Below are 24,078 nucleotides of genomic sequence, written 5' to 3'. Positions count from 1 at the left end.
GACCGCAGCCAAAGCAACCTTCGCCTTGAATGCCGGAGAATGCGTCCGGCGGCTCTTCTTCGTCATCTTCGCTCCTGATTCGCAGCAAGAATCCTCGCCGCTGTCAGGCAGGAAATCCACTCAAGCTACTGTCCGAATTTGCGGGGCCAGCTCTAACCAATATGCGACGCCTGCCGTCAGCCCTGTGATGATGGTAGTCAGGCTGAAGGGTGTAAGGTTGGTGCTGGATGCCACAGACATGGGTGTTGTCGCGGTTGTGCCGGTCGGGGACGCACCGTTAGCTGGTGCAGTGCCTGTGCCATATCGGATCGTCAAGTTTGTAAACGTTCCCGCACCACCGTTGGAGGCGTGGCCACTAATCGTCACCAGGATGCGCGTGCTGTATATCGGCGTTATGTGACAAGTCGATCCTAGTCCGAGCATCACAAAACTTGCAACCCCGGCGGGGTTTGATGGCGCTGCTTGAAGTGTTGCATTATTTAGCGCCAGAGCAATCGTGCCGCTGCTCGTGATCGTGCCGCCCGACAGTCCTGTGCCGGCGGTAACACTGTTGACTGTACCAGCACCGAGATTGGCACGCGCCGTCGCGATGTTCGCCACATCCGACAGATTGTTGGCGCTCGACAGGTCGCCAGCCCCAGGCTGCCCCGCAACATTGAACGTCCAGCTAGCTAACGTGCCGCTTCCGTTGGTCTTGTCAGACGTAATCGTGAGAGTCGTTCCGCCATAGGTCGCGACACCTTCGAGCCAATTAGCGCCGGAGGATGCCCGCACACGCGCGCCGTTGGTGTAGGCCAGACCCGCCTGCGTGGTGAACGCCTTGGACCCGGTGCCGATCGCAAGCGACGTCGTCGAAGTGCCGCCATAGCCGGCACCGGTTGAGCCGGTCGCGCCAGGATCCCCCTTCGCTGCCATCAAATCCCAATAGGTCGGGTTCGGGGCAGTGTGACCGGCGCTCGGCGTCTCGTTAATGTAGATGTACGACGACCCCGCGGTCGTCTGCACATCACCGTATGAATACGTCGCAGCGTTGTCGTAAGCGCCACGTGGCCTGAACGCCTTGTAGATGCCGAGAAAGGACCAGACGCCAGACACCTTCGCCCACGTCTTGCCGGACGTCGGCTGGAATGCGTATTGCCCGTCGTCACCGAGGGACGGGTCTGGTTCGGTCTCGTTGATGTCGACGAACACAAAAAATCCGCTCGTGTTCCACGCGCCGACTATCTTGTCGACGGAGGCCGCATACGTCTCGCCAACGATGCGCTGTTGCGACACCTTCCAAACGACATACGACGCGCCGCTCAGCGTCGAGCCGGGCCAAGGCGTAATCGCCAAGTGCGTGTCGTCGGTGACGTCCGTGATCGGGACAACATAATGACCACTCTGGAAGAGATCGCCAGGCTTAACGTTGCCAGCTGAGGACCACAGCGGGCCGACACCGGTTACGGTCGTTCCGTCTGCGCTTACTGAAACAGTGCCGGTGGAATATGAAGAGAGGGCGGTCAATTTGATTTCCTTGCTTCGATGCGCGCGAGTGCTTCTTCAATCCGAAACCACTTGCCGTCGACCTTGCGCCAGACCTTGCCGGTGCTCGGCTGGAACGCGAATGTGCCGTACGCACCGGCGGCGGCTCAGTGAGTTCGGGCGGCAGGTTGCCGAGATTGATTTTAGTCGAGCAGGTCATCGGGATCCTCTTCTGCCGCCCAGCTGATCTTGCTGGCATCAGCAGGCGTCGCACCCATGCTCGACAGGCACAGACGCAGCAAGCTGAGCGATTTTGTACCCATCTCCGCGCCGCTTTGCAGGCGAGCGCGCAACAACGATGCGATTCCTACGATGCAGCGGTGTGAAGCGTTGAGCCAAGGCAGTTCGCCAGCGAATTCACGCCACGCAGTAGCTTGTTGCTCATTTAGCCAAGATGGCGGAGCGCCAATTGCGTCACCGGTTAGATCGTTGCGTTTATAGCGGCCAGCATTGATAAGATGCCGGCCCTCAACCTGCGCCCTAGCGCTTGGTTTTCTTGGTCGTGGCATTTTCACCCTGGGGGTTTGAATTGCAGATGCGTGCGAAAATGGGGGCCGCCGGTAGCTAGTGCGGATGGGTTTCGAAAGTTAACCCGCCCCACTGGGGTACCGCGCTCACCACACCCTCAACACATCAACAACACCGCCGCCATCATCGATGACGAACTCGGCGCGATCGCCAGGGCGCATCTCGAAATGGCCTTGCCACTCGGGCAGACGACGTGCCGCACCGAGATTGCGTGCGTCGACCTTCACCGTTTCGCCGTTGTCCAGCTCGGCAATGCCGCGATGCCTGTAGCGATCCCACGAATGCATCATGCCGTTCATTATCATTTCAGAATTCCCCTCTTCCGCTGCGCCATCTCGATGCGACGCTTGGCAGCCATACTGTTGCTGGATGCGCGGCTGATCTGGGCACTTGTGTCGGACCCATATGCGCCCCACAGGACCAAACTGATCTCGAACAGTTTGGCCTCGGTGATGAGCCGCCTCGGAATGTCGCCGCCGTCATCCCACTCCTCGGAAATCGGAGTGAATGAGACGCTGACCTCAGTGACCGTGCCGTTGCCCACAGTCGCCAAAGCCTCCTGCCCTAAAGGCGCATCGGGATTCGGCGTCAGCGAATAATAGAGGCCGATACTGTCAGAGCGGAGCTTCAAAGTGCCATTGCTGACACGTGCCAAAGGTCGGCTGGGATCGTGCGCCCAAAGCGCGGCGACGTCGGGATTCTGCGCGAGGTGCTTGTCAAACGCACCACGCGCGAAGCGTTCTTCGAACAGTCCCGCGATGATAGCCGGCCGATTCCAGGAAATCGCGAATCCTGAGATGGTTTCAGCCATTGCGTTGCGTCACCCGCAATCTCTTCTCGCGCTTCGCTTGCATTAGCTTGCGCGCAATCACGGCTGGTGAGTCCGAGCATTCGGAGTGTCGACTTTCGCCAGGCATCTTCACACGACGGCGGACTGGCTTTCTGTCCGCGACATCGGAGGTGCGTTCGGATCCCTTAGACATTGTGGGCCTCCTTCGCTTCCCTTAGAAAATAGGGAATTTTGCCGTCACGTCGATCGCCGAGAAAGAACGGACGGACCGGCCTCAGATAGGCAAGATTCACATCCTCGCGCTCGATATCATCCAAGAGTTCGTCATGCCGTTCGCGTGCGGCTTCCAGAGCTTTGGCTGCATCACACACGTCACCGAGACGCCGCTGGTACTCGCCACGCACCCCGTCACAAACGGCTTTGCTCGCCCCGTTTCGCGCCTCTGAAAGGCGGCGCCGAAGGGTCTCCTGGGCCACTTCGATGTGTCCCATCTCGACAGCAACTTCTCGGTGGCGATTCGCAAGCGCTGTCACGGAGTCGGCGGGGTCACCGAGAAGGCGCGCGACTTCTGGTGCAAGACGCTGCTTGCCGGCGGCCTCCTCCGCTTCGATCTCTCGCCGAAGTTTAGCGCGCTCGCTATGCAATTCGCTGTAGCGGCTTTGCAACTCAGTCTGTTTGTCCAGCAGCGCCTTGTATTCAAGTGAAGCCTCCGCCAGCGACGGCACGACAAACGCGTCGGCCTCTTTCTTCTTAAGCAATGCCATTAAAATAGATCCTTCATCAAATTCACAAAAGCCTCGCCCTTCACCAGGCCAGCGATGCGATGCGGGGCCTGTTGGTGAGAAGCCAACTGTCCCGGCAGCACAAACCGCGTGACAGTGCCTTCCGGCGTATGTGCTGAAAGCTCGCGCCAGCCATGCACGAACTCAAAACGATGGCCCCGAACGTCGTCTACTGCGTCGGGATCGCCCGAAATCACTACCCAAGCCTTGGTGACCAGATACTCCAGCGATGATCGCGGGATGCTGTCGGGCGCATCAGCCGACAGCACAGCACCACCGGGAGTCATCTCGGCGTACGCCTGTGCATGATCGACAGCTTCATGCAACTTGGGTGCGGACATCAGCGTTGACAGCAAGAGGCAGGCGTCCCGCTCATTCATCTCTGGCGCCACCCCAGGCGCGCCAACGGGAAGCTGCCCCGCCTCCTGTAGCCGGCGGCTGATGCCGTTGGTGCGGCTTCGCGGGAAGCCGATATGTGTCTCGATTGCGTCGAGCACGCGATTGAGTGTGGCCATGGTGGGCCCTATCATCCTTTCAGGATTGGGAATTGCGATTGGAGGGCTAAATAAAAAGCCGACAGGGCGGCTTCACGGCTCAAGGCCGGTAAAAATGGCGCGCCGGCCGAAACCGGCGCTGAAGTTTTGCACGTCACGTCGGGCAACCAAGTTGCCCGCTAAGGCTTAAAGCGGAATCAGTGGCAGATTAGGGACGCGAAAGGCATGGATAAGCGTCTCCTTCGGCCATTTTCCTTATAGACAACCCTTGGCTGTCCGTTCAAAGCTCCACCCGTGCGCCCTTCGCGGACGTGGGGTGGTTCCTCACTATCCAACAAACCCGCGCACAGCCCGTGCCCTGACCGATCAGAGACGAAAGGCTGGCGCTCAAACCGCCGGCCGGGAGTTCGTGGACCCCGTGAGGTCGGAAAGGGAAACCACGCGGGGCTATCTGCGGCGTTTCTAGAGCGCCAAAGGTGGGCCGGTGCGCTCATGAACGACGGCTTATTCGTTCGGTGAGAGCTGAACCCGTAACCTTTTGGGTACGCGGTGCACTGCTACCCGGAGGACACGAGATGCGAAAGCAGCTCATCATCCGGTGTTCTATCAAGGTTGACGTCGCCGCGTGCCTTCAGGCTATCGCTGCGATAATCTACCTCTTGATGTGAACGGGCGGAGACCGGCCTTGTGCCGGTCTCCGCTTTCATATTGGCCCTAAGCCGCCACCCGATCCGCGGCATCGCGTCGGGTGTACTCGGTCATCAGCTTAACGATCGCGCCGTCAACCAACTTTACAGCCATGCGCTCGCCGCTCTTAGCCGACAGGCCCAGCTCTTCGCCGATCTCCTCGCTGGTGAGCGTCCCAAGGGCCAACTCAAGCACCCGGCAAACATCACGACCAAGCCGGCGCTTCATGGCGGTGTGATCCATGCGCCGAGCCGCGTCATCCTGGACGTCTGGCAATTCGTCAGGTGCACCGTAGCCAGCGTTCACGCTGATCTTGGCCTTGTCCTCGGCGGCTCCGCGCGGTTCGCTGAAGGTTTCCATCAAGGAGCGGTACCGGCCTCGCACCTTTACGGCGACGATCCTGCTTTTGTCGTCATACAGGATCCGGTTCGCTTTCTCGGGCCGGCCTTTCTTGCGGTCCTCTTCGTCGGCCTCCCATGCGGCCATGATCTCGTCGCCGTCTGGGCACTCCTCGCCAAGCCGGGAGTCAACGCGGCTGATCTCAGTGCGTCCGGTGTCGTCGACCGGGCTGTTATCATTGGCGGCATGCAGGCTGCCTTCGGGTAGCGACACGCCCTCATCTTCAGCGTAGCGCTCCAGGGCCTGGATCTCGCGCCACGCATCAGCGCGCTTCAGCCGCGCGAAGGTCGGCCAGTGCTGGTTTCTAAAACGAACCTCTCGGCTGTCGTCTTGTGCCGCGCGATGCTCCGCCAGGATGCGGCGATGTTCTTCCGGGCTGCGGGGTTGGTTGTCGTTTGCGTGATGCATGGGTTGTCTGCCGTTGCCATCATGGTCAATATGCTCGGGACAAAAGGACAGGACACCTATAAGGAACGTGTCCTGTCCCGTCCGATCGTCGTCGCCATCCGCGGGACCTGGGGGACAACCACTTTGTGGTGGTTGCCCCTATTTCCATGGACCGCTGACGGGCTTGGGCATGGTCGGGACAAAAGGACAAATTGCTAAATGTCCTGTCCTGTCCTTTTGTCCTTTCGGCTAGGGACGCCAAATCCACTCCCTACCGCCCCACGCCCCTGTTGCGAACTCACCGGAATTTACTGCTCGATCCAGTTCCCGATTAAATCCCTTGCTCAGGGTGTTAGACCTTTGCACGGCGTCATCTTGCGCCGTCACGTAACGCAGGTTGAACTCGGTACGAACCAAATCAACCCGCGCGGCCCGCACCACCGGCGCGTCGGACTCGCCGCGCACGTGGACATTTTCGCCGCTATCGGACAGCGCTGCGTCAACGGCTTCGCGGAAGGGCTTGGCCGCCTTGGTCGCGCGCGCCTTCTTCGGTGGCTCTCGGTCGTTCGTATTGAATTCGAGAACAAGGGTTGTTACCGGGCTGCCATCGTGACGACTGCCGATGACGACAGGTTCAGCCTTGATCGCGGCGATCGGTCCTTCGGGTGCATCGCGGCTCTTCGCAAGGTGCAGATAGTGATGGCCGGTCGCGCCGGTAATCTCGTCACGCTCGCATGCCAACATGAGCGCGAAGTCAGCACCGGCTCGCGCGTTCGAAGAACCGCGAAGTCCCGCAGACGCATTCTTGCCGGCGTGATGAACCAGGATGATGACGCAATCCAGCCGCGATGCGATCGGCTGCAACCCGTCAAACACCTTTTGCCACGCGCCAGGATCATTCTCTTTATCTTCCGCAATCATGCCGGCGGCGGCAACGGTATCGATGATGAAAGCAACAAGCGGAACATTGAACCGCTTCCGCATGTCGTCGGCCGCGCCGCGGAGCCTGGTCTCAAGGATCTTGTAGCTGCCTAAATCCGCAATCGCGCCCATGCCCGTGAGCAGATAGAACGGCAACTCAGCATTTGGTTTCTTAAGCTTGGTTCGTCGCGCTTTCAGCCGCCCCTCAATGGTGCCTTCGCCCTCTGCCGCAAGATAGACTACGCCGCCGGTACGCTCGATATCGCGGCCAGCCAAAGGCTCTCCCGTCATGAAGCAGGTAGCGGCGTGGATGGAAAAGAATGTCTTCCACGATCCCGACTGACCACCGAAGAAGCCTACGCCGTTGCGCGGCATCGTATCCCGCACCAGTTCCGGCTTCGGCACATAAGGACGGTCTTCGCCCAGAAAGATAAGTTTGCCGCGGATATTGTTATCGTTGGCGGGAATCTCTGGCGCCTTCTTGCCAGGTTCGAACTTGAAGATATGTTCTGGAATTTTCGGTAGAGCGGCCATCACGCCACCTCCTTTCGGGTGGCGTAGTCGACACCAACTTCAACAGGGATTCGGATAATTGCTTCGCGGTCGGCAACGTGCCACCGCCCCGCACAAGTCTTTGCGGCTTCAATGCCAGTGCCTGATGGATCATTGTCGGCGAAAACGGTCAAACACTCGATCCCGCCTAGCACCGGAAATGCAGCCATGGTGCCAGCAGACAGGCAAGCCCATATCGGAGTGAACCCTGTCGCAAGGCATGTCTCGATGCCCTCGCCTATTCCGAGTCCGTGTTGGACGTCGGTGTCGCCCGACAACCTCACGACCGCGCCGGCCGCTCGACCGCGCATCCTGCGTTCGATCTTGCGGCCATCTCGGTCCAGTTGGGTGCAATGAACGCCGCAGGGCTCGTTGGTGACAATATCTGTCATCAACGCGACCATCGTTCGATCATTTTCCCGGAAGCGGACGGCATCACCGCTATAGGTCAGACCGCGGCTGGCGAGATATTTCTCGGCCAGGGTGCCCGTGATGGGGGCTGCGTGCGCCCAGCGCTGCAAGGCACCGCGGATACGTGCCGGCTCATCGTCCCTGACTTCCCGCAGGTGGATAACGGGCTCGCGGTCAGGCTGGCGGTGCCAGTCATTCGGCAGGCCAAGCTTGTCGCGAATGAAGTCCTTGCAGGTCCGCCAGTCGTCGCCCGCGAAGCTGGTGACCGTGAACGTGCCATCAGATTTGAACCTGACCTTCAAAGACCTGTCGCGGCGAGAATGGCCGGGGCCGGGACAGAGTACATACCTGTTGCCCACCGCGTCGCCACCGAGGGCGTGAGCAATACTTTTAAGCGACTGAGACATGATCGGTCTGTAGCTCCACGAGGGAATTTAGTGCGAGTTCGGCAAGCGCCCTGTTGAAGGATGCAGAGAATCCGGCGACACGCTGCTGGAACGCATTGGGCGCAATGACGTGAGCAGGCTCGTCGCCACGCCGACGGAGAGCCAGGTTGAAGAGCTTGAGGTGGTCGTTTAGCTCCAGATCGAAACGCGCGAGCGTCGCCGAGCCCGGTGGGCTTGGTCTGATGTCTAGGATTTTCAATTTTGGAATCCCCTCTTGGGGGTTGCGGCTGTGCCGCTGCGTACCTCGGCTTGCGCCGATCGAGCTTTTAGGCGGCGGCTTGGGTGGCCGCGGCATTGTCGTTGGCGGCCCAGGTCGAGGTGCGCCGCCGAGACAATATCCAGGCGTCGACGTCGGCGGCGGCATACCTAACGGTGCGCCCGATTTTGAAGAATGCCGGGCCGGTACCGTCGCAGCGCTTTTTGGCAAGGGACGAGCGAGATAGGCCGGTAACGCTGACCACTTCGTCCAAGGATAGCAGTTTCATGGAGTTTCCCGGTGTGGGATGAGTTTGCGTCTCGGCCGGCATAAGCCGTCAGTGCCGATCGACGTCCTATAGTGTGTTCACAACAGACAAATACTAAATCGCCCCGAAAATGGGGGCCCGGTCGCTGAAAATATTTTCGATTGTCGCCCAATGCACGGAGCACTCCGGCGCACCGTGGCTACCCGGTGGCGATTCACCGTAAATTCTGGTTTCAGACTTCCGGCTAAAGCCTTGATTTAATTGGTCGGAGCGAGAGGATTTGAACCTCCGACCCCTAGTCTCCCAGACTAGTGCGCTAACCGGGCTGCGCCACGCTCCGAACGTCGTTCCATTAGCTAGGATCGCCGCTTTGCGCAAGGCGAGGTCGCAGCATTTTGGCGTCCGTGCCCACAGCCCCGGAACTGCCGGCAAAGCTCGCGAAAAGCGCCCCTAGCCGTCCTTCAGCGCCTGATCCAGCATCTCCCGGCACGCGACGAGGTCAGCGAGCACCCGTCCGAGCCGCTCCCGGTCGATGGCGCTGGGGCCGGCAGGTGCGGCGGGGGTGCCGCCCTTGCGGAAGGTGGTGAGGATGTCCTCGTCGTCGACCTCCGTGAAGCGGAAGTCGATGCCTTCCTCCTCGTCGCCCTGGTAGTCGTCTTCATCGGCATCCGTGGCGCCCTTGATGGGCGCCTCGTCGTCGTCGTCGGGCTCCATCAGGCTCGCGCCGATGGCATCCTCGATGGCCCCGAACGAGACCGCGGCCGCGCCGTCGGCGAGGCCCTGCACCGACTTGACGCCGTGCTCCTTGAGGATCCGCTGCACCCCGCGGATGGTGTAGCCCTCCCCGTAGAGCAGGCGGCGGATGCCCTTGAGCAGGTCGACGTCGTCAGGGCGGTAATAGCGGCGGCCGCCGCTGCGCTTCATCGGCTTGATCTGGGAGAATCGGGTCTCCCAGAACCGCAGCACGTGCTGCGGAATGTCGAGTTCCTGCGCTACTTCGCTGATGGTTCGGAACGCATCCGGCGCCTTGTCCAAATGCCAAATCCTTCGCGCAGGCGGTTACGCCTCGGGTTGAGCCTTGCTGGCGTCGCCATTGCCGCGATGCTGGGTGTTGATCCGCTGCTTCAGGATCGCCGACGGCTTGAACACCATGACACGGCGCGGCGAGATCGGCACCTCGGTGCCGGTCTTCGGATTGCGACCGATACGCTGACCCTTCTTGCGGACCATGAAGGAGCCGAAAGAGGACAATTTCACCGTCTCGCCCTTCTCGAGGCAGTCGGTGATCTCCTTCAGGACGAGTTCCACGAACGCAGACGATTCCGTGCGCGACAGGCCCACCTTCTGGTAGACGGCCTCGCAGAGATCAACACGCGTTACGGTTTTGCTTTGGTCGGTCATCGCCCTGCCCCACATCACGGCGAACAATTGTTGTCTGAAATTATGAGGTTACGATACGCCGGTCAACAGCGCTCATCAATGCAGACGCATCGATAATGGCGGCTAATTCCGGCAAAATTTTATCGATTGTGGCGCTACCAGCGCACCAGCGCGGAGCCCCAGGTGAAGCCGCCGCCCATCGCCTCCAGCAAAACCATGTCGCCGCGCTTGATGCGGCCGTCCTTGCGCGCCACCGACAGCGCCAGCGGGATCGAGGCCGCCGAGGTGTTGCCGTGGCGGTCCACCGTCAGCACCACCTTCTCCGGCGCGATGTGGAGTTTGTGGGCGGAGGCGTCGATGATTCGCTTGTTGGCCTGGTGCGGTACGAACCAGTCGATGCTGTCGGCATTGAGCCCGGTGGTCTGGAAGGCGTCGACGATCACGTCGGTGATCATGCCGACCGCGTGCTTGAAGACCTCGCGGCCCTCCATGCGCAGATGGCCGACGGTCTGGGTCGAGGACGGACCGCCGTCGACGAACAGCTTTGCCTTGTGGCGGCCGTCGGAGCGCAGGTGAGTGGTCACGACGCCGCGGTCGGTCGCGGCATTGCCCGGCTCCTCCTGTGCCTCCAGCACCACCGCACCGGCACCGTCGCCGAACAGCACGCAGGTGCCGCGGTCGTTCCAGTCGAGGATGCGCGAGAAGGTCTCGGCGCCGATCACCAGCGCGCGCTTGAAGGCGCCGGTGCGCAGGAAATTGTCGGCGGTGGCGAGCGCGAACACGAAGCCCGAGCACACCGCCTGGAGATCGAACGCCGCGCCATGGTTGATGCCGAGCGCGTGCTGCACTGCGACCGCGGTTGCGGGGAAGGTGTTGTCAGGCGTCGAGGTCGCCAGCACGATCAGCTCGATCGACTGCGCGTCCACGCCGGCGTCGCTGAGCGCAGCCTGTGCCGCCTTGATCGCCAGATGTGAGGTGAACTCGCCCTCGGCCGCGATATGCCGCTCGCGAATGCCGGTGCGCTGCACGATCCATTCGTCGGACGTGTCGATGCGCGCCGCCAGCTGGGCGTTGGTCACCACCTGCTCCGGCAAATAAGAGCCGCAGCCCAGCACGACCGAACGAATTTGAGTCACGAAACATCCTCCGGCGCGGTCTGCACGGAACTAAGTGCGCCACCCTCGCGGTTGAGCATCTGATTGATCTTGTTCAGGAGATCGTAGTGAGCCATCTCATAGCCAACATCGATCGCATAGGCAAAGCCTTCGGCGCTGATTCCGCCATGGCTCTTGACCACGATCCCGTTCAATCCAAGGAACACGCCGCCGTTGGACTTGTTCGGGTCCATCTTGTCCCGCAGGGCCTGGAAGGCGCTGCGCGCCAGGAGGTAGCCGAGCTTGGACAGCCAGCTCCGCTGCATCTCGTTACGGAGTAATTCCGCCATCTGCCGTGCGGTTCCCTCGGCAGCCTTGAGCGCGATATTGCCGCTGAATCCTTCGGTGACGATGACGTCGGCCAGCCCTTTGCCGATACCATCCCCCTCGACGAAGCCGAGATAATCGAGCTCCGGCAGGTTCACCGCACGCAGCCTGTCGCCGGCCTCGCGGATCTCCTCGTGCCCCTTGATCTCCTCGGTCCCGATATTGAGCAGGCCGACCGTGGGCCGGGGCTTGTCGAACAGCACGCTCGCCATCGCGGCGCCCATGACGGCGAGCGACACCAGATGGTGTGCGTCGCCACCGATGGTGGCACCGAGGTCGAGCACGACCGATTCGCCGCGCTTGGTCGGCCATACCCCGGCAATCGCGGGGCGGTCGATGCCCGGCAGCGTGCGCAGGTGGAAGCGCGACATCGCCATCAGCGCGCCGGTATTCCCGGCGGAGATCACGACATCCGCCTCGCCCTTCTTCACCGCGTCGATGGCGAGCCACATCGAGGAGGTCTTGCGGCCGCGCCGCAGCGCCTGGCTCGGCTTATCATGCATGGCGACGGCGACGTCGGTATGGATGATCTTCGAAGCGGCCTTGAGGGCGGGATGCTTCTCGAGCTCGGGCTCGATCTTGGCGCGGTCCCCGACCAGCAGGAATTCGATCTCGCGATGCCTGTGAAGCGAGATGGCGGCGCCTGGAATGACCACGGCGGCGCCGACGTCGCCCCCCATGGCGTCAAGCGCGATGCGAACCTTGCTTGGCATAAAAGTCCTGGAAACCTGGTCTGGTGCGGTCTTGAACGAGCGGTGCCGCAAAATGGGTCCGCCATGGACATGGCGACCGGTCAGGCGCCACGCGGCGCCCGGACCGGGGCGCGACAATAGCGTTTTGTTATCCCGAAACAACCTCTTGCCCCCAGCCTTTTGCATTCGGGGCGATCCGCGGGCGGCCACGAAAATTCACAATAAGCATATTAGAATCAAATAGATGTGAGCACCTATCAAACCATTCGGACAGGCGGCTGACGCACCTCGCGAAGCGATCCTCCCCGGGAATGCCCAGCTATTTGCCTTTCTTCTTGTCCTGGAGCGCCTTCAGCGCCGCGAACGGATGGTCCTCGGGGTCCAGCGCGGTGACCTCGGCCTCGAACACGACACCCGGCTTGCGCGGATAGGGATCGACCGCCAGGAACAGCGCGTCGGTGGCAATCCGGCCGAGATCGATGATGCCGTTCACGATTGCCTCCGGCGGATCGATCGCCTCCGGCGGCTCCGCGTCGTCCTGCCCCTCCTCGATCAGGTCGGCCATCTTCCGAACCTCGGCTTCGGGGGCGAACACCAGATCGACGTCCTCCTCGATCTCGCTCTCGATCGGATCGAGGGTGACGACGCAGATCTGGCCGATCCGGGCGCGGACGTGCCCCGTAACCTGGATCCGGCCGCCACTCTTGGGCACGACGTCGAAAGCGGCCTGGGCGGAGAGCACCTCCCGCAAACCGCCGACCTCGGCGATAGCCTGCCGCTCGGCGACTGAAGCCTCGAGCTTGCGGTGCAGGCCGGTGTCGGGGATCTGCGCAACGATGACGGGGGACCGCCAGGGATCGGGTCTGGATTCGGCGTTCGGTCGGCTCATCGCGTGATGTCCTCAGTGAGCGCTGGGGGATACTTGAAGGATGCACGCAGCAACGTGGCCTCGTCTGTCCGGCCGAGATCGGCCTCGGCGGCCCGGGCGTAGGCCGCGAGCTGCCGCGCCTGGTCCATGCCGGTCCCATTCAGGATATTCTTGCAGATGGCAGCCGCCAGCGCCTCGCCGCCCCCATCGATGGCCTGGTCATAGGCCTGAACGCGGCCGTAAAACGCCTCGCCGAAGGCCCGCATCCGCTTCGGCACGGTCTGGTCGCCGATCCCCATCTCGCGCAGATTGTCGTCCATGTCCTCGCAGAAGCGGTCGAACAGCGCCTGCGACAGCTCGGTGGCGGCTTGGTTGACGCCCTGGACCGTGCGCAGGCGTCGCAGCAGCAGCCAGAGATGCAGCAGCAACAGGTCGAAACGCCCGTTAACCGTATCGGGCACGCCCAAGTCGCGATAAAATATGGGTTCTCGCGCCTGCGTCACGATCATGCCATAGATGGCTTCAATGGTGCCGCGCGGGGCTTGCCGGGGTTTCCTGAAGTGATTGAACGGCCAAACCATTGTGGGTTCCGCAAGCGGGCGTGCGCGTGTTGCAATTGTAGTCTCCGCCCGGTACTTCAGCGCCTCGCGCGACGCAAGGGGACGGAATCAGTTCCACGATGACGATAACGAACCAGACCAGCCTGCGCGCCAACAAGCCGCGCGGCCTTCATGCACGTTGGCGCGGTTTGCGCATGCTCGCGGCCGTCGCTCTGGTCGGAGCCGCCCTTGCCGGCTGCACCGGCGAGCAGTTCCAGAAGGGTTACATCCTGCCGCCCGGCGCGCTGGAGCAGATTCCGATCGGCGCGAGCCAGGACCAGGTGCTGATCGTGATGGGCACGCCCTCCACGGTCGCAACCCTCGACGGCGAGGTGTTTTACTACATCTCGCAGCGCTCGGAGCGGATGGTCGCCTTCATGAACCAGAAGGTGGTCGACCAGCGCGTCATCGCGGTCTATTTCGACAAGAACCGGCGCGTACGCCGGCTGGCGAATTACGGCCTTCAGGACGGCAAGATCTTCGACTTCATCAGCCGGACCACGGCGACGTCGGGTCAGGAGATGAACTACCTCACGCCGTTGTTCAAGCTGCTCAGCTTTAACTGAGTCTTCAGCCTGCGGCGTCGTGCCGCCCTCCGCGCGGCACTTGCCGTCGCGTGCGGCTTGCCGTTACGCGCCCGGTTCCATACGCTCCCTGCAAAACAAGAAGCAGGGAGTGGATTCGTGCCCAAGACTTTGTTGTCCCGCCGTCGCGTGCTCGCCGGTGCTGTCGGCCTCTCGGCCGCAGCGATCCTGCCGCGATCGAGCCTGGCGGACTGGAAACCCACCGAAAACGTCCGCATCATCGTGCCGGCTGCGGCCGGCGGCTCGACCGACGTCATGGGCCGGCTGCTGGCCGCGCATCTGCAGACCGCCTGGGGCCAGTCCGCTGTCGTGGAGAACCGCTCCGGCGGCGGCGGTACGATCGGCACGGCCGAGGCCGTCCGGGCCAAGCCTGACGGCCACACCATCCTGATCGGCAACCCCGGGCCGAACGCGATCGCCTACAGCATCTTCAAGAACCTCACCTACAAGCCGGACCAGCTGCAGCCGGTCTCCAACATGATCCGGATCCCGAACATCGTCTCGGCGCATCCGAAGACCGGCATCAAGTCGGTCGCCGAGCTGATCGCGTATCTGAAGACCAACCCGGACAAGCTCAGCTACGCCTCGTCCGGCGTCGGCCAGAGCCCTCACCTCACCGGCGCCTGGTTCCTCCAGCTCACCGGACTGAAGATGACGCACATCCCGTTCCGCGGCGCGGGCCCCGCGCTCCAGGCCGCGCTGGCCGGCGACATCCAGATCCTGTTCGACAATCTCTATCCGAGCCTGCCGCAGGTGCAGAACGGCACCCTCACCGGCCTCTGCGTCACCACGACCGACCGCAGCGACCTCGCGCCGAACCTGCCGACCATGCGCGAGAGCGCGCCGGAGCTGGCCAATTTCGACGTGTCGTCGTGGTTCTCGGTGTTCCTGCCGAAGGGTGTGCAGCCCGCCGTGCTGGAAGCGCTCAATCTTCAGGTCAAGGCGATGCTGGAGCGCGACGACATCAAGAAAAACATCGCCGCCATGGGTGCCCGCGCCGACTACGGCACGCCGCAGCAGTTCGCCGACTTCGTGGACGCCGAGACGAAGAAGTTCGCCGGCATCATCCAGAAGGAAGGCCTGCAGATGGACGTGCAGTAGGCGTTCACACGAGCCGTTGGCGCGGGGGATAACGCCCGCACCTACTGCTGTCATTCCCCGCGAAGGCGGGGAATCCAGTACGCCGCGGCTTCTCCGCATTACGCCGCTGTCTCTGGAATACTGGATCGCCCGCCTTCGCGGGCGATGACAGCGAGGGTGAGGCCGCTATCGGAATGACGCGTTGAGAGGCTCCGGCCCACCAAAACAAAAACCCCGCGGCTCGCGCCGCGGGGTTTTGTCTTGTCACGTCTGCGCCGTTCAGTGCGCGAGGATCGCCAGCAGCAGCAAGGCCACGATGTTCGTGATCTTGATCATCGGGTTCACTGCCGGTCCCGCCGTATCCTTGTAGGGATCGCCGACGGTGTCGCCGGTCACGGCCGACTTGTGGGCATCACTCCCCTTGCCGCCGAAATGGCCGTCCTCGATGTACTTCTTGGCGTTGTCCCAGGCGCCGCCGCCCGAGGTCATCGAGATCGCGACGAACAGGCCCGTCACGATCACGCCGAGCAGCATCGCGCCGACAGCCGAGAACGCCGCCGACTTGCCGGCCACGCCGCCGCCCGCGATGACGTAGATCAGGAAGTAGACGACGATCGGCGACAGCACCGGCAGCAGCGAGGGGATGATCATCTCCTTGATCGCCGCCTTGGTCAGCAGGTCGACCGCCCTGCCGTAGTCCGGCTTGTCGGTGCCTTGCATGATGCCCGGCTTCTCGCGGAACTGACGACGCACCTCCTCGACGATCGCGCCGGCCGCACGGCCCACCGCGGTCATACCCATCGCGCCGAACAGGTACGGCAGCAGGCCGCCGAACAGCAGGCCAACAACCACGTAGGGATTGTTGAGCGAGAAGTCGGGATTGACGCCGGCGAAGTACGGATGGTGCGCGGAGTCCGCAACGAAGAACTTGAGGTCCTGGTTGTAGGCCGCGAACAGCACGAGGGCACCGAGACCGGCGGAACCGATCGCGTAGCCCTTCGTCACCGCCTTGGTGGTGTTGCCGACCGCGTCGAGCGCGTCGGTCGATTTGCGCACCTCCTTCGGCAGACCCGCCATCTCGGCGATGCCGCCCGCGTTGTCCGTGACCGGGCCGAAGGCGTCGAGGGCGACGACCATGCCGGCCAGCGCCAGCATGGTGGCAGTCGCGATCGCGATGCCGAACAGGCCGGCCAGGCTGTAGGTGACCAGGATGCCGGCGATGATGACAATCGCAGGCAGTGCGGTCGCTTCCATCGAGACGGCGAGACCCTGGATCACGTTGGTACCGTGACCGGTCACCGAGGCCTGGGCGATCGACTTCACCGGACGATAGTCGGTGCCGGTATAGTATTCGGTGATCCAGATGATCAGCGCGGTGACGACGAGGCCGACGATGCCGCATTGGAACAGCGACATGCCGGTGTAGTCGACGCCGTCGAGCTTGCCGAAACCGATCAGATAGTAGATCACGCCGGCGATGCCGATCAGCGACAGGATGCCGGTTGCGATCAGGCCCTTGTAGAGCGCGCCCATGATCGACTGGCTCGGCCCGAGCTTCACGAAGAAGGTGCCGATGATCGAGGTGATGATGCAGATGCCGCCGATGGCGAGCGGCAGCGTCATCATGTTCATGAGGATCGGCGTCTTGGCGAAGAAGATCGCCGCGAGCACCATGGTCGCGACGGCGGTCACCGCATAGGTCTCGAACAGGTCGGCGGCCATGCCGGCGCAGTCGCCGACGTTGTCGCCGACATTGTCGGCGATGGTGGCCGGATTGCGCGGATCGTCCTCGGGAATGCCGGCCTCGACCTTGCCGACGAGGTCGCCGCCGACGTCGGCACCCTTGGTGAAGATGCCGCCGCCGAGACGGGCGAAGATCGAGATCAGCGAGGCACCGAAGCCGAGCGCCACCAGCGCGTCGACCACGAGACGGCTATCGGGTGCGAGTTTCAGCGAGTGGACCAGGAAGCCGAAATAGAGGGTCACGCCGAGCAGCGCGAGACCCGCCACCAGCATGCCCGTGATGGCGCCCGCCTTGAAGGCGAGCTCGAGGCCGCCGGCAAGCGACGTGGTCGCTGCCTGGGCGGTGCGCACATTGGCGCGAACCGAGACGTTCATGCCGATGAAGCCGGCCGCCCCCGACAGGATGGCGCCGATGGCAAAACCGATCGCGACATAGAGCCCGAGGAAATAGACAAGCAGCACGAAGATGACGATGCCGACGATGCCGATCGTGGTGTACTGGCGCCGGAGATACGCCTGTGCGCCCTCACGCACCGCTCCCGCGATCTCCTGCATGCGCGGCGACCCCGCATCCGCACTCAACACCGAAGACGTCGCCCAAATCGCGTAGACGACGGAAAGCACTCCGCAGAGCACTATCAACCATAATGCTGTCATGTGATTTTTGCCTCAGATCCTTGATGTACGTACCCCCGGCGCCTTTTGTTTTTCCGTCATGCGGTGGGCGCCCTTATTTGAACAGGGCCGCCCCTTGCACGAAGGTGTGGCCCTGGTCGGTCACAAGCTTGCCAAAATCAAATTGAGGGTGCAACGCCGGATGAGGCCAAAAAAGCCGATCTCGGCAAGTATTTAGACCTAATCCCAAGCGCTTGGCCGCCGCCTTGGCGCAATTCCTAGAAGTGGCTGTAGGACAGGCGCTTCAAGGTCAGTTCCTGACCCTGCCCGTCCAGGAAGCGCGGCCGCTCGCCGCCCGCGACGATCGTGCCGATTGCTGCGACGGCCACGCCTACCGCCCGCCCCGCGGCAATCAGCGCATCGCTCTCGGCTGGCGGTACCGTGCACAGCACCTCGTAATCGTCGCCGCCGGCAAGCAGCGTCTCAACGCAAATAGCGTTGCGCGCGATCAGGCCGGCCGCAGCAGCCGAGAGCGGCACGTTCGCGACGTCAACCGTGGCCGAGACGCCCGACGCTGCACACAGTTTCGCCAGATCGCCGGCAAGCCCGTCGGAGACATCCATCGCGGCCGTCGCGTGGTCGCGCACGGCCTGCGCCAGCACATTGCGCGGCTGCGGCACGCGATAGCGTGAGACCAGCATCGCCTTTGCTTGCGGTTCGGACGCGAGCGCCCCGGCCGCGGCGCCGCCTGTGAGCACGTCGAGGCCGAGCGCGGCGTCGCCGATCGTTCCCGTTACCAGGATGCGGTCGCCCGGCCGCGCGCCGGTACGGCCGACCATCCGTCCCTTCGGCACGCGGCCAAAGGCAGTGATCGAGATCATCTGCGGCCCCGGCGTCGACACCGTGTCGCCGCCAAGCAGCGGGCACGCGAACGTCCTGCTGTCCTCGCCGAGCGCATCGGCGAACGGCCTGAGCCAGCCATCCTCCTTGCTGCGCAGCGCCAGCGTCAGCACGAAGCCGGCGGGCGCCGCGCCCTTGGCGGCGAGATCCGACAGGTTCACCCGCAGCGCCTTGCGCGCGATGGTGTCGGGCGGATCGGTTGCAAGATAATGCACGCCCTCGACGACGGCATCGGTGGTGACCACGATGTCGTCACCGGACGAGGACAGGACCGCGGCATCATCGACCAATCCGAACGCGCCGGGATCGGTCGCCAGCGGCTTGAAATAGCGCGCGATGAGGGAGTCTTCGGCGGAGGTTTCCGGTGCGTTCGTCATCGGCGCTAGCCCCAAACTCCACTGTCATCGCCCGGCTTGACCGGGCGATCCAGTACGCCGAGACGCTCGATGTCAATAACCGCTGCCGCGGCGTACTGGATCACCCGCCTTCGCGGGTGATGACAGCGGAATGTGTGACTACCCCCGCCCGAACTCGTCGCCGCGGAACTGGCGGCCGATCTGGTCGAGCACGGCGTTGACCATGCCGGTCTCCTCGCGGTCGACGAAGGCGTTCGCGACGTCGACATATTCTGACACGACGACGCGGCCCGGCACGTCCTTGCGATGCTGCAGCTCGTAGGCCCCTGCCCGCAGCACGGCGCGCAGGATGGCCTCGATCCGCTTCAGCGGCCAGCCCTTCGACAGCGCCTCGTCGATCAGGGGATCGAGCATCTTCTGGTCGCGCACGACGCCGGAGACCACGTCGCGAAAGAAGGCCGCTTCCGCCGGAAGGTAAGTATCGCCCTCGACCTCGTTGCCGAGCCAGTGGCTCTCGAATTCGGCAAAGATGTCGTTGATGCCGGCGCCGGCGATGTCCATCTGGTACAGCGCCTGCACGGCCGCGAGCCGCGCCGCACCGCGCCGGTTCGCTTTCTTCTCGGTGCCGGCCGGCGGCTTTTTGCTGTTATCGACCATGATCAGGCCCGCGCCAGCCGGCGCTTGATGCGCAACATCGCAAGCGCGGCGCGCGCAGCATCGCCGCCCTTGTTGAGCTCGCTGGCGCGCGCCCGCGCCCAGGCCTGCGCCTCGGTGTTGACGGTGAGGATGCCGTTGCCCAGCGGCAGCTTTCGCGAAACCGCAAGATCCATCAGCGCGCGCGAGGATTCCTGCGAGACGATCTCGAAATGGATGGTGTCGCCACGGATCACGCAGCCAAGCGCGATCACCGCGTCATAGGGCTTGCCGTTCGCCGCAGCCTCATCGACCGCGATGGCGACCGCCGCCGGGATTTCCAGTGCGCCGGGAACCGTGATGACGTCATGCGTCAGACCGGCCGCCTTCAGCTCGGTCACCGCGGCGTCCAGAAGCGCATCCTGGAGATCGTCATAGAACCGCGCCTCGATAATCAGCGCGCGTGCGCCGGAAATGTCGGTCTGGTCCTTCAGGGGTGCGCGTCGCGCGTCTGCCATCGTCTAAATCCGTTCTACAGAGGTTGGCGCTATGTAGTCGCCGGACGCATGTAAGCCAAGTTCAAAGACACTGTCATTCCGGGGCGATGCGAAGCATCGAGCCCGGAATCTCGAGATTCCCAGGTGCGCAATTGCGCACCTGTGGTCTGGTCCTTCGGACCATCCCGGAATGACGGCTCCGCCGTCACTTCATTTCCGTCAGCCGTGCTGCATAGCGGGCCATCAGGTCGACCTCGATATTGACCTCGGCGCCCGCTTTCCAGCCGCCGATCGTCGTGACCGTCAGGGTATGCGGGATGATCAGCACCGAAAAGGTCACGTCTCTCACCGTATTGACCGTCAGGGACACGCCGTCGAGCGTGATCGAGCCCTTGGTGGCGATGAAGCGCGCGAGCTCCCGCGTGGTCGAGAGCTCGAACCGCGCCATATCAGGCAGGTCCTCGCGACTGACGAGGGTGGCGACACCGTCGGCATGGCCGGCGACGATATGGCCGCCGAGCTCGTCGCCAATCTTGAGCGCGCGCTCGAGATTGAGCCTCGTGCCGACCTTCCAGTGCCTTGCAGTCGTCAGCGCCAGCGTCTCGGCGGCGGCATCGACGTCGAACCAGGTTCTGCCGCCTTCGACGCCGGAAGCAACCACCGTCAGGCAGACGCCGTTGCAGGCGATCGAGGCGCCGTCGGCGATGGTGGTCTGATCGTAGCGGCAAGCGATGCGCAGCCTGTGCAGCTGGCCCTGCGCTGTTGGCGTGAAGCCGACGATCTCGCCGATATCGGTGACAATGCCAGTGAACATTACGCGCGCTCGTAGATGGTGAGAGTATCCTTGCCGAATGTCTCGCTAGCATGAACCTTATAGGCCTGCGACTGCGTGATTTTCGACAGGGGCAATGCATCGAGCGCATCGACGCCGCCCGGACCGACCTCTTCCGCTCCGCGGAACAGCCAGATCTCATCGGCGAGGTCGGCCGCGACGAAGGACGCCGCGACACGGCTGCCGCCCTCGACCATCAGCCGCGTGATGCCTTTCTCCGCCAGCACATGCAGCACGGCCGAAAGATCAAGCCCGGAAGCGTTTCTCGGCGGTACGCGGATGATCTGAGCGCCGGCCGCTCCGAGCCGCGTGGCGGCGGCGGCTTCCGCAAGCTCGGAGCCGATCACCCAGAGTGGCGTCTCCCGCGCGGAACGACCAAGCTGGCTCGCGGCTGGAATGCGCAGATTCTGGTCGAGTACGACGCGTATGGGAGAACGCGCTTCCATGCCCGGCAGGCGACAATTGAGCTGCGGATCATCCGCCAGCACCGTGCCGATGCCGACCAGGATGGCGTCGCTCTTCGCGCGGAGCAGATGCACGCGATTGCGCACGGCCTCGCCCGTGATCGCAAGCGGCTTGCCGCCAGCCGCACCGATCTTGCCGTCAGGCGAGACCGCGAGCTTCAGGATCACATGCGGGCGCTTGTCACGGATGCGGCGAAAATGCCCGGCATGGTCGAATGCCGCCTCCGTCGCGCACAGACCCACATCCACATTGATGCCGGCGGCGCGCATACGCGCATGACCCTGGCCCGCGACTTCCGGATTGGGATCCTCGATCGCCGCGACCACCCGCGTGATTCCGGCGGCGATCACCGCGTCTGCGCAAGGCGGCGACTTGCCGAAATGCGAGCACGGCTCCAGCGTGACATAGAGCGTGGCGCCTCGCGCGGCCTCGCCGGCCCGGCGCAGCGCTTCGGGCTCGCCATGCGGCCGCCCGCCTGGCTGCGTCCAGCCGCGGCCGATGATGACCCCGTCTTTGACGATGACAGCGCCCACGGCAGGATTGGGCCAGGTGCGCCCCTGCCCGCGCTTGCCCAGCGCCAGCGCCAGCTGCATGAAGCGGCGATCGGCGTCCTTGGACTCGCGGGCCTTCTGCGCGAACTGATCCTCCAGAATCCGGAAGATCATTTGCGGATCGCGGCGAGCCGCGCTTCCTCCTCACCGGAGAGCTCGCCGAGCACGTCGGCAAAATCCTTGGCCTCGCGGAAATTGCGATAGACCGAGGCAAAGCGCACATAGGCGACGTCGTCGAGCGTGCGCAGATGCTCCATCACGGTCTCGCCGATCACCTCGGAGGAGATCTCGGCCTCGCCACCGGTCTCGAGCTCGCGAACGATGGTGGAGACCATCTTCTCGACCCGCTCCGGCTCGACCTGCCGCTTGCGCAAGGAGATCGACACCGAGCGCATCAGCTTGTCGCGGTCGAACGGCACGCGGCGGCCGTTGCGCTTGATCACCGTGAGCTCGCGCAACTGCACGCGCTCGAAGGTGGTGAAGCGGAAATTGCAGGCGACGCACACGCGCCGCCTGCGGATCACGGAAGAGTCCTCGGTCGGACGCGAGTCCTTTACCTGCGTATCGAGACTGTTGCAGTTCGGGCAGCGCATCCGTGTACCTTGACCTTACTGATAGATCGGGAACCGATCGGTGAGCGCCTTGACCCGCTCCTTGATCGCGGCTTCGACCAGCGGCGCCTTGCCGTCGTCGGACTGCGCGATCGCGTTGAGTACCTCGGCGATCATGCCGCCGACCTGCTGGAATTCGGCGACGCCGAAACCGCGGGTCGTCGCCGCCGGGGTGCCAAGACGCAGGCCCGAGGTGACGAAGGGCTTTTCGGGGTCGAACGGAATGCCGTTCTTGTTGCAGGTGATGGCGGCGCGGACCAGCGCCTTCTCCGAGACGTTGCCCTTCAGGCCCTTCGGCCTGAGGTCGACCAGCATCAGATGGTTATCGGTGCCGCCGGAGACAATATCGAACCCGTGGCTCTTCATCGCCTCGGCCAGCGCCTTGGCGTTCTCGACGACGTTCTTCGCATAGATCTTGAAGTCCGGACGCAGCGCCTCGCCGAAGGCGACCGCCTTCGCCGCGATCACATGCATCAGGGGCCCACCCTGCAGGCCCGGGAAGATCGCCGAGTTGAGCTTCTTGGCGAGCGCCTCGTCGTTCGAGAGGATCAGGCCACCACGCGGACCGCGCAGCGACTTGTGCGTGGTGGTGGTGGTGACGTGGGCATACGGCACGGGTGAGGCATGCACGCCGCCGGCGACGAGACCGGCGAAGTGCGCCATGTCGACCAGGAGGTACGCGCCGACGCTGTCCGCGATCTCGCGAAAACGCTTGAAGTCCCAGGCGCGCGAATAGGCCGAGCCGCCGGCGACGATCAGCTTGGGCTTGACCTCTTCAGCCTGCTTGGCGACCGCGTCCATGTCGATGATCTGGTCCTCGCGGCGCACGGTGTAGTGCGCGGCCTTGAACCACTTGCCGCTCATGTTGACGGGCGAGCCGTGGGTGAGATGGCCGCCGGCCGCGAGGTCGAGGCCCATGAAGGTGTCACCGGGCTGCAGCAGCGCCAGGAACACGGCCTGGTTCATCTGGCTGCCGGAGTTCGGCTGCACGTTGGCGAAGTTGGCGCCGAACAGCTTCTTGGCGCGATCGATCGCGAGGTTCTCGGCGACGTCGACCCACTCACAACCACCATAGTAGCGCGCGCCCGGATAACCCTCTGCGTACTTGTTGGTCATCACCGAACCCTGCGCTTCCAGCACGGCACGGCTGACGATGTTCTCGGAGGCGATCAGCTCGACCTCATGGCGCTGCCGGCCGAGCTCGCCCTTGATGGCGGCGGCGATTTCCGGGTCGGCCTGGTCGAGCGAGGCGGTGAAAAACGAGTCGGGCGCGGAGGCGGTTCTGGCTGAGGTCATCTTGCGAATATCTCCACCGCCGCAGCCTTTTGGCGGGCTACGGGCGGTCTGGTGTGGCGATCGGAAGCGGCGAGCGCGATCTACCACATCACCCGCCCCCGGCCAAGTATTTGCGGGTCGGGCCGGATATTTATGCAAGATATGGTGGGGATTGAAGGGTCCGAGCGAGCGGACGGCTCCTTGAACCGTCCGCCCCGATCAGTCCTGAAGGGTCCGATTTGGACCTTAAAATCCGGACCTTGAAATCCGTGCCGGCGCCGGCCGAGGCGGGCCGGACCTGCCCCCTACAGCCCGGTATACCCCGCCTTCACGGGATCGACGCTGCCGTCGAGCTGGCGCAGATAGGTCAGTCCGCACACCGTCAACCTGTGGGTGTCCTTCTCGCCGGCTTCCATCAACGTATTGAGATAGTTCGTGACCTTGGCCCGCGCCTCCGCGCTCGCCGCGGACGTGCGGTTCGCGAGCAGGTCATAGGTCTGCATGATGCGGTCGATGGCAGCTTCCATGTCA

Annotated in this window: 28 protein-coding genes and 1 tRNA gene; 2 read left to right on the top strand and 27 right to left on the bottom strand. The window is 63.4% G+C overall.

Annotated features, from left to right (window positions below):
* Positions 1 to 120: 120 nt before the first annotated feature.
* The 18 genes from QJT78_RS22345 to QJT78_RS22260 form a co-directional block, all read right to left on the bottom strand.
* Entirely contained in the window at positions 121 to 1,506 is a 1,386-nt protein-coding gene (locus QJT78_RS22345; protein ID WP_038943255.1) for a hypothetical protein, read from the bottom strand.
* 161 nt (positions 1,507 to 1,667) lie between these two features.
* Entirely contained in the window at positions 1,668 to 1,820 is a 153-nt protein-coding gene (locus QJT78_RS22340; RefSeq protein WP_240537582.1) for a hypothetical protein, read from the bottom strand.
* Positions 1,821 to 2,138: 318 nt separating this feature from the next.
* Positions 2,139 to 2,351 carry a hypothetical protein gene (locus QJT78_RS22335; protein ID WP_028152475.1) on the bottom strand — a complete coding sequence of 71 codons (213 nt, stop codon included), beginning with the start codon at positions 2,349 to 2,351 and terminating at the stop codon, positions 2,139 to 2,141.
* A 2-nt stretch (positions 2,352 to 2,353) separates the two neighbouring features.
* Positions 2,354 to 2,863 (bottom strand): HK97 family phage prohead protease, encoded by a 510-nt coding sequence (locus QJT78_RS22330; protein ID WP_028152476.1) that lies wholly within the window; start codon positions 2,861 to 2,863, stop codon positions 2,354 to 2,356.
* Between the two features lie 164 nt (positions 2,864 to 3,027).
* A complete protein-coding gene (locus QJT78_RS22325) occupies positions 3,028 to 3,606 on the bottom strand; it encodes a hypothetical protein (protein WP_028152477.1) in 579 nt (192 codons plus the stop codon).
* A complete protein-coding gene (locus QJT78_RS22320; protein ID WP_155258018.1) occupies positions 3,606 to 4,139 on the bottom strand; it encodes a hypothetical protein in 534 nt (177 codons plus the stop codon). Before QJT78_RS22320 ends, QJT78_RS22325 begins: the two co-directional genes overlap by 1 nt.
* Before the next feature lie 693 nt (positions 4,140 to 4,832).
* The gene (locus QJT78_RS22315; protein ID WP_028152478.1) at positions 4,833 to 5,612 is read right to left on the bottom strand and encodes a hypothetical protein; all 780 of its coding nucleotides are present in this window, start codon (positions 5,610 to 5,612) and stop codon (positions 4,833 to 4,835) included.
* A gap of 228 nt (positions 5,613 to 5,840) precedes the next feature.
* A complete protein-coding gene (locus QJT78_RS22310; RefSeq protein ID WP_038943258.1) occupies positions 5,841 to 7,046 on the bottom strand; it encodes an AAA family ATPase in 1,206 nt (401 codons plus the stop codon).
* Positions 7,046 to 7,777, bottom strand: coding sequence for a toprim domain-containing protein (locus QJT78_RS22305; protein WP_240537583.1), 732 nt, complete (start codon positions 7,775 to 7,777; stop codon positions 7,046 to 7,048). The genes QJT78_RS22310 and QJT78_RS22305 overlap by 1 nt, the downstream gene beginning before the upstream one ends.
* An 88-nt stretch (positions 7,778 to 7,865) precedes the next feature.
* Positions 7,866 to 8,120, bottom strand: a complete 255-nt coding sequence (locus QJT78_RS22300; protein WP_028152481.1) for a hypothetical protein — start codon at positions 8,118 to 8,120, stop codon at positions 7,866 to 7,868.
* 67 nt (positions 8,121 to 8,187) lie between these two features.
* Positions 8,188 to 8,406 (bottom strand): helix-turn-helix domain-containing protein, encoded by a 219-nt coding sequence (locus QJT78_RS22295; RefSeq protein WP_038943260.1) that lies wholly within the window; start codon positions 8,404 to 8,406, stop codon positions 8,188 to 8,190.
* Positions 8,407 to 8,647: 241 nt separating this feature from the next.
* A tRNA-Pro gene (locus QJT78_RS22290) sits at positions 8,648 to 8,725 on the bottom strand.
* 110 nt (positions 8,726 to 8,835) lie between these two features.
* On the bottom strand, positions 8,836 to 9,420 hold the full coding sequence (locus tag QJT78_RS22285) for a MerR family transcriptional regulator (protein WP_028152483.1): 585 nt from the start codon (positions 9,418 to 9,420) through the stop codon (positions 8,836 to 8,838).
* 24 nt (positions 9,421 to 9,444) lie between these two features.
* On the bottom strand, positions 9,445 to 9,786 hold the full coding sequence (locus QJT78_RS22280) for an integration host factor subunit alpha (protein ID WP_028152484.1): 342 nt from the start codon (positions 9,784 to 9,786) through the stop codon (positions 9,445 to 9,447).
* A gap of 134 nt (positions 9,787 to 9,920) precedes the next feature.
* Positions 9,921 to 10,901 (bottom strand): beta-ketoacyl-ACP synthase III, encoded by a 981-nt coding sequence (locus tag QJT78_RS22275; protein ID WP_028152485.1) that lies wholly within the window; start codon positions 10,899 to 10,901, stop codon positions 9,921 to 9,923.
* Positions 10,898 to 11,959, bottom strand: a complete 1,062-nt coding sequence (plsX, locus tag QJT78_RS22270) for a phosphate acyltransferase PlsX (RefSeq protein ID WP_028152486.1) — start codon at positions 11,957 to 11,959, stop codon at positions 10,898 to 10,900. Before plsX ends, QJT78_RS22275 begins: the two co-directional genes overlap by 4 nt.
* 298 nt (positions 11,960 to 12,257) lie before the next feature.
* Positions 12,258 to 12,827 carry a DUF177 domain-containing protein gene (locus tag QJT78_RS22265; protein WP_028152487.1) on the bottom strand — a complete coding sequence of 190 codons (570 nt, stop codon included), beginning with the start codon at positions 12,825 to 12,827 and terminating at the stop codon, positions 12,258 to 12,260.
* Positions 12,824 to 13,387: a ubiquinol-cytochrome C chaperone family protein gene (locus QJT78_RS22260; RefSeq protein ID WP_028152488.1), complete on the bottom strand. Its 564-nt coding sequence runs from the start codon at positions 13,385 to 13,387 to the stop codon at positions 12,824 to 12,826. The genes QJT78_RS22265 and QJT78_RS22260 overlap by 4 nt, the downstream gene beginning before the upstream one ends.
* A gap of 98 nt (positions 13,388 to 13,485) precedes the next feature.
* On the opposite strand from QJT78_RS22260, the gene bamE reads away from it, so the two are divergent.
* Both bamE and QJT78_RS22250 read left to right on the top strand, forming a co-directional pair.
* Complete coding sequence (bamE, locus tag QJT78_RS22255) at positions 13,486 to 13,971, top strand: outer membrane protein assembly factor BamE (protein WP_028152489.1); 486 nt, start codon at positions 13,486 to 13,488, stop codon at positions 13,969 to 13,971.
* 117 nt (positions 13,972 to 14,088) lie between these two features.
* Positions 14,089 to 15,090, top strand: coding sequence for a tripartite tricarboxylate transporter substrate binding protein (locus QJT78_RS22250; RefSeq protein WP_028152490.1), 1,002 nt, complete (start codon positions 14,089 to 14,091; stop codon positions 15,088 to 15,090).
* A 258-nt stretch (positions 15,091 to 15,348) separates the two neighbouring features.
* Here QJT78_RS22250 and QJT78_RS22245 read toward each other — a convergent pair whose 3' ends face one another.
* The 9 genes from QJT78_RS22245 to QJT78_RS22205 all read right to left on the bottom strand — a co-directional run bounded on the left by QJT78_RS22245 (position 15,349) and on the right by QJT78_RS22205 (position 24,074).
* Positions 15,349 to 17,469 (bottom strand): sodium-translocating pyrophosphatase, encoded by a 2,121-nt coding sequence (locus tag QJT78_RS22245; protein ID WP_028152491.1) that lies wholly within the window; start codon positions 17,467 to 17,469, stop codon positions 15,349 to 15,351.
* Positions 17,470 to 17,705: 236 nt separating this feature from the next.
* Positions 17,706 to 18,704, bottom strand: coding sequence for a thiamine-phosphate kinase (thiL, locus tag QJT78_RS22240; RefSeq protein ID WP_028152492.1), 999 nt, complete (start codon positions 18,702 to 18,704; stop codon positions 17,706 to 17,708).
* 138 nt (positions 18,705 to 18,842) lie between these two features.
* Complete coding sequence (nusB, locus tag QJT78_RS22235; protein ID WP_028152493.1) at positions 18,843 to 19,340, bottom strand: transcription antitermination factor NusB; 498 nt, start codon at positions 19,338 to 19,340, stop codon at positions 18,843 to 18,845.
* A 2-nt stretch (positions 19,341 to 19,342) separates the two neighbouring features.
* Entirely contained in the window at positions 19,343 to 19,834 is a 492-nt protein-coding gene (ribH, locus tag QJT78_RS22230) for a 6,7-dimethyl-8-ribityllumazine synthase (protein WP_028152494.1), read from the bottom strand.
* Between the two features lie 184 nt (positions 19,835 to 20,018).
* The gene (locus QJT78_RS22225; RefSeq protein WP_028152495.1) at positions 20,019 to 20,627 is read right to left on the bottom strand and encodes a riboflavin synthase; all 609 of its coding nucleotides are present in this window, start codon (positions 20,625 to 20,627) and stop codon (positions 20,019 to 20,021) included.
* Entirely contained in the window at positions 20,627 to 21,775 is a 1,149-nt protein-coding gene (ribD, locus tag QJT78_RS22220; RefSeq protein ID WP_028152496.1) for a bifunctional diaminohydroxyphosphoribosylaminopyrimidine deaminase/5-amino-6-(5-phosphoribosylamino)uracil reductase RibD, read from the bottom strand. The genes QJT78_RS22225 and ribD overlap by 1 nt, the downstream gene beginning before the upstream one ends.
* The gene (nrdR, locus tag QJT78_RS22215; protein WP_007603426.1) at positions 21,772 to 22,254 is read right to left on the bottom strand and encodes a transcriptional regulator NrdR; all 483 of its coding nucleotides are present in this window, start codon (positions 22,252 to 22,254) and stop codon (positions 21,772 to 21,774) included. Before nrdR ends, ribD begins: the two co-directional genes overlap by 4 nt.
* A 15-nt stretch (positions 22,255 to 22,269) precedes the next feature.
* Positions 22,270 to 23,568 carry a serine hydroxymethyltransferase gene (gene glyA, locus QJT78_RS22210; protein ID WP_028152497.1) on the bottom strand — a complete coding sequence of 433 codons (1,299 nt, stop codon included), beginning with the start codon at positions 23,566 to 23,568 and terminating at the stop codon, positions 22,270 to 22,272.
* A gap of 284 nt (positions 23,569 to 23,852) precedes the next feature.
* Positions 23,853 to 24,074, bottom strand: coding sequence for a hypothetical protein (locus QJT78_RS22205; protein WP_008131709.1), 222 nt, complete (start codon positions 24,072 to 24,074; stop codon positions 23,853 to 23,855).
* Positions 24,075 to 24,078 lie beyond the last annotated feature (4 nt).

Source organism: Bradyrhizobium sp. Mp27 (assembly GCF_029953005.1).
Lineage (GTDB): Bacteria > Pseudomonadota > Alphaproteobacteria > Rhizobiales > Xanthobacteraceae > Bradyrhizobium > Bradyrhizobium barranii.
The sequence above is the reverse complement of the archived record's forward strand: the minus strand, read 5'-3'. Positions and strand labels throughout refer to the sequence as shown.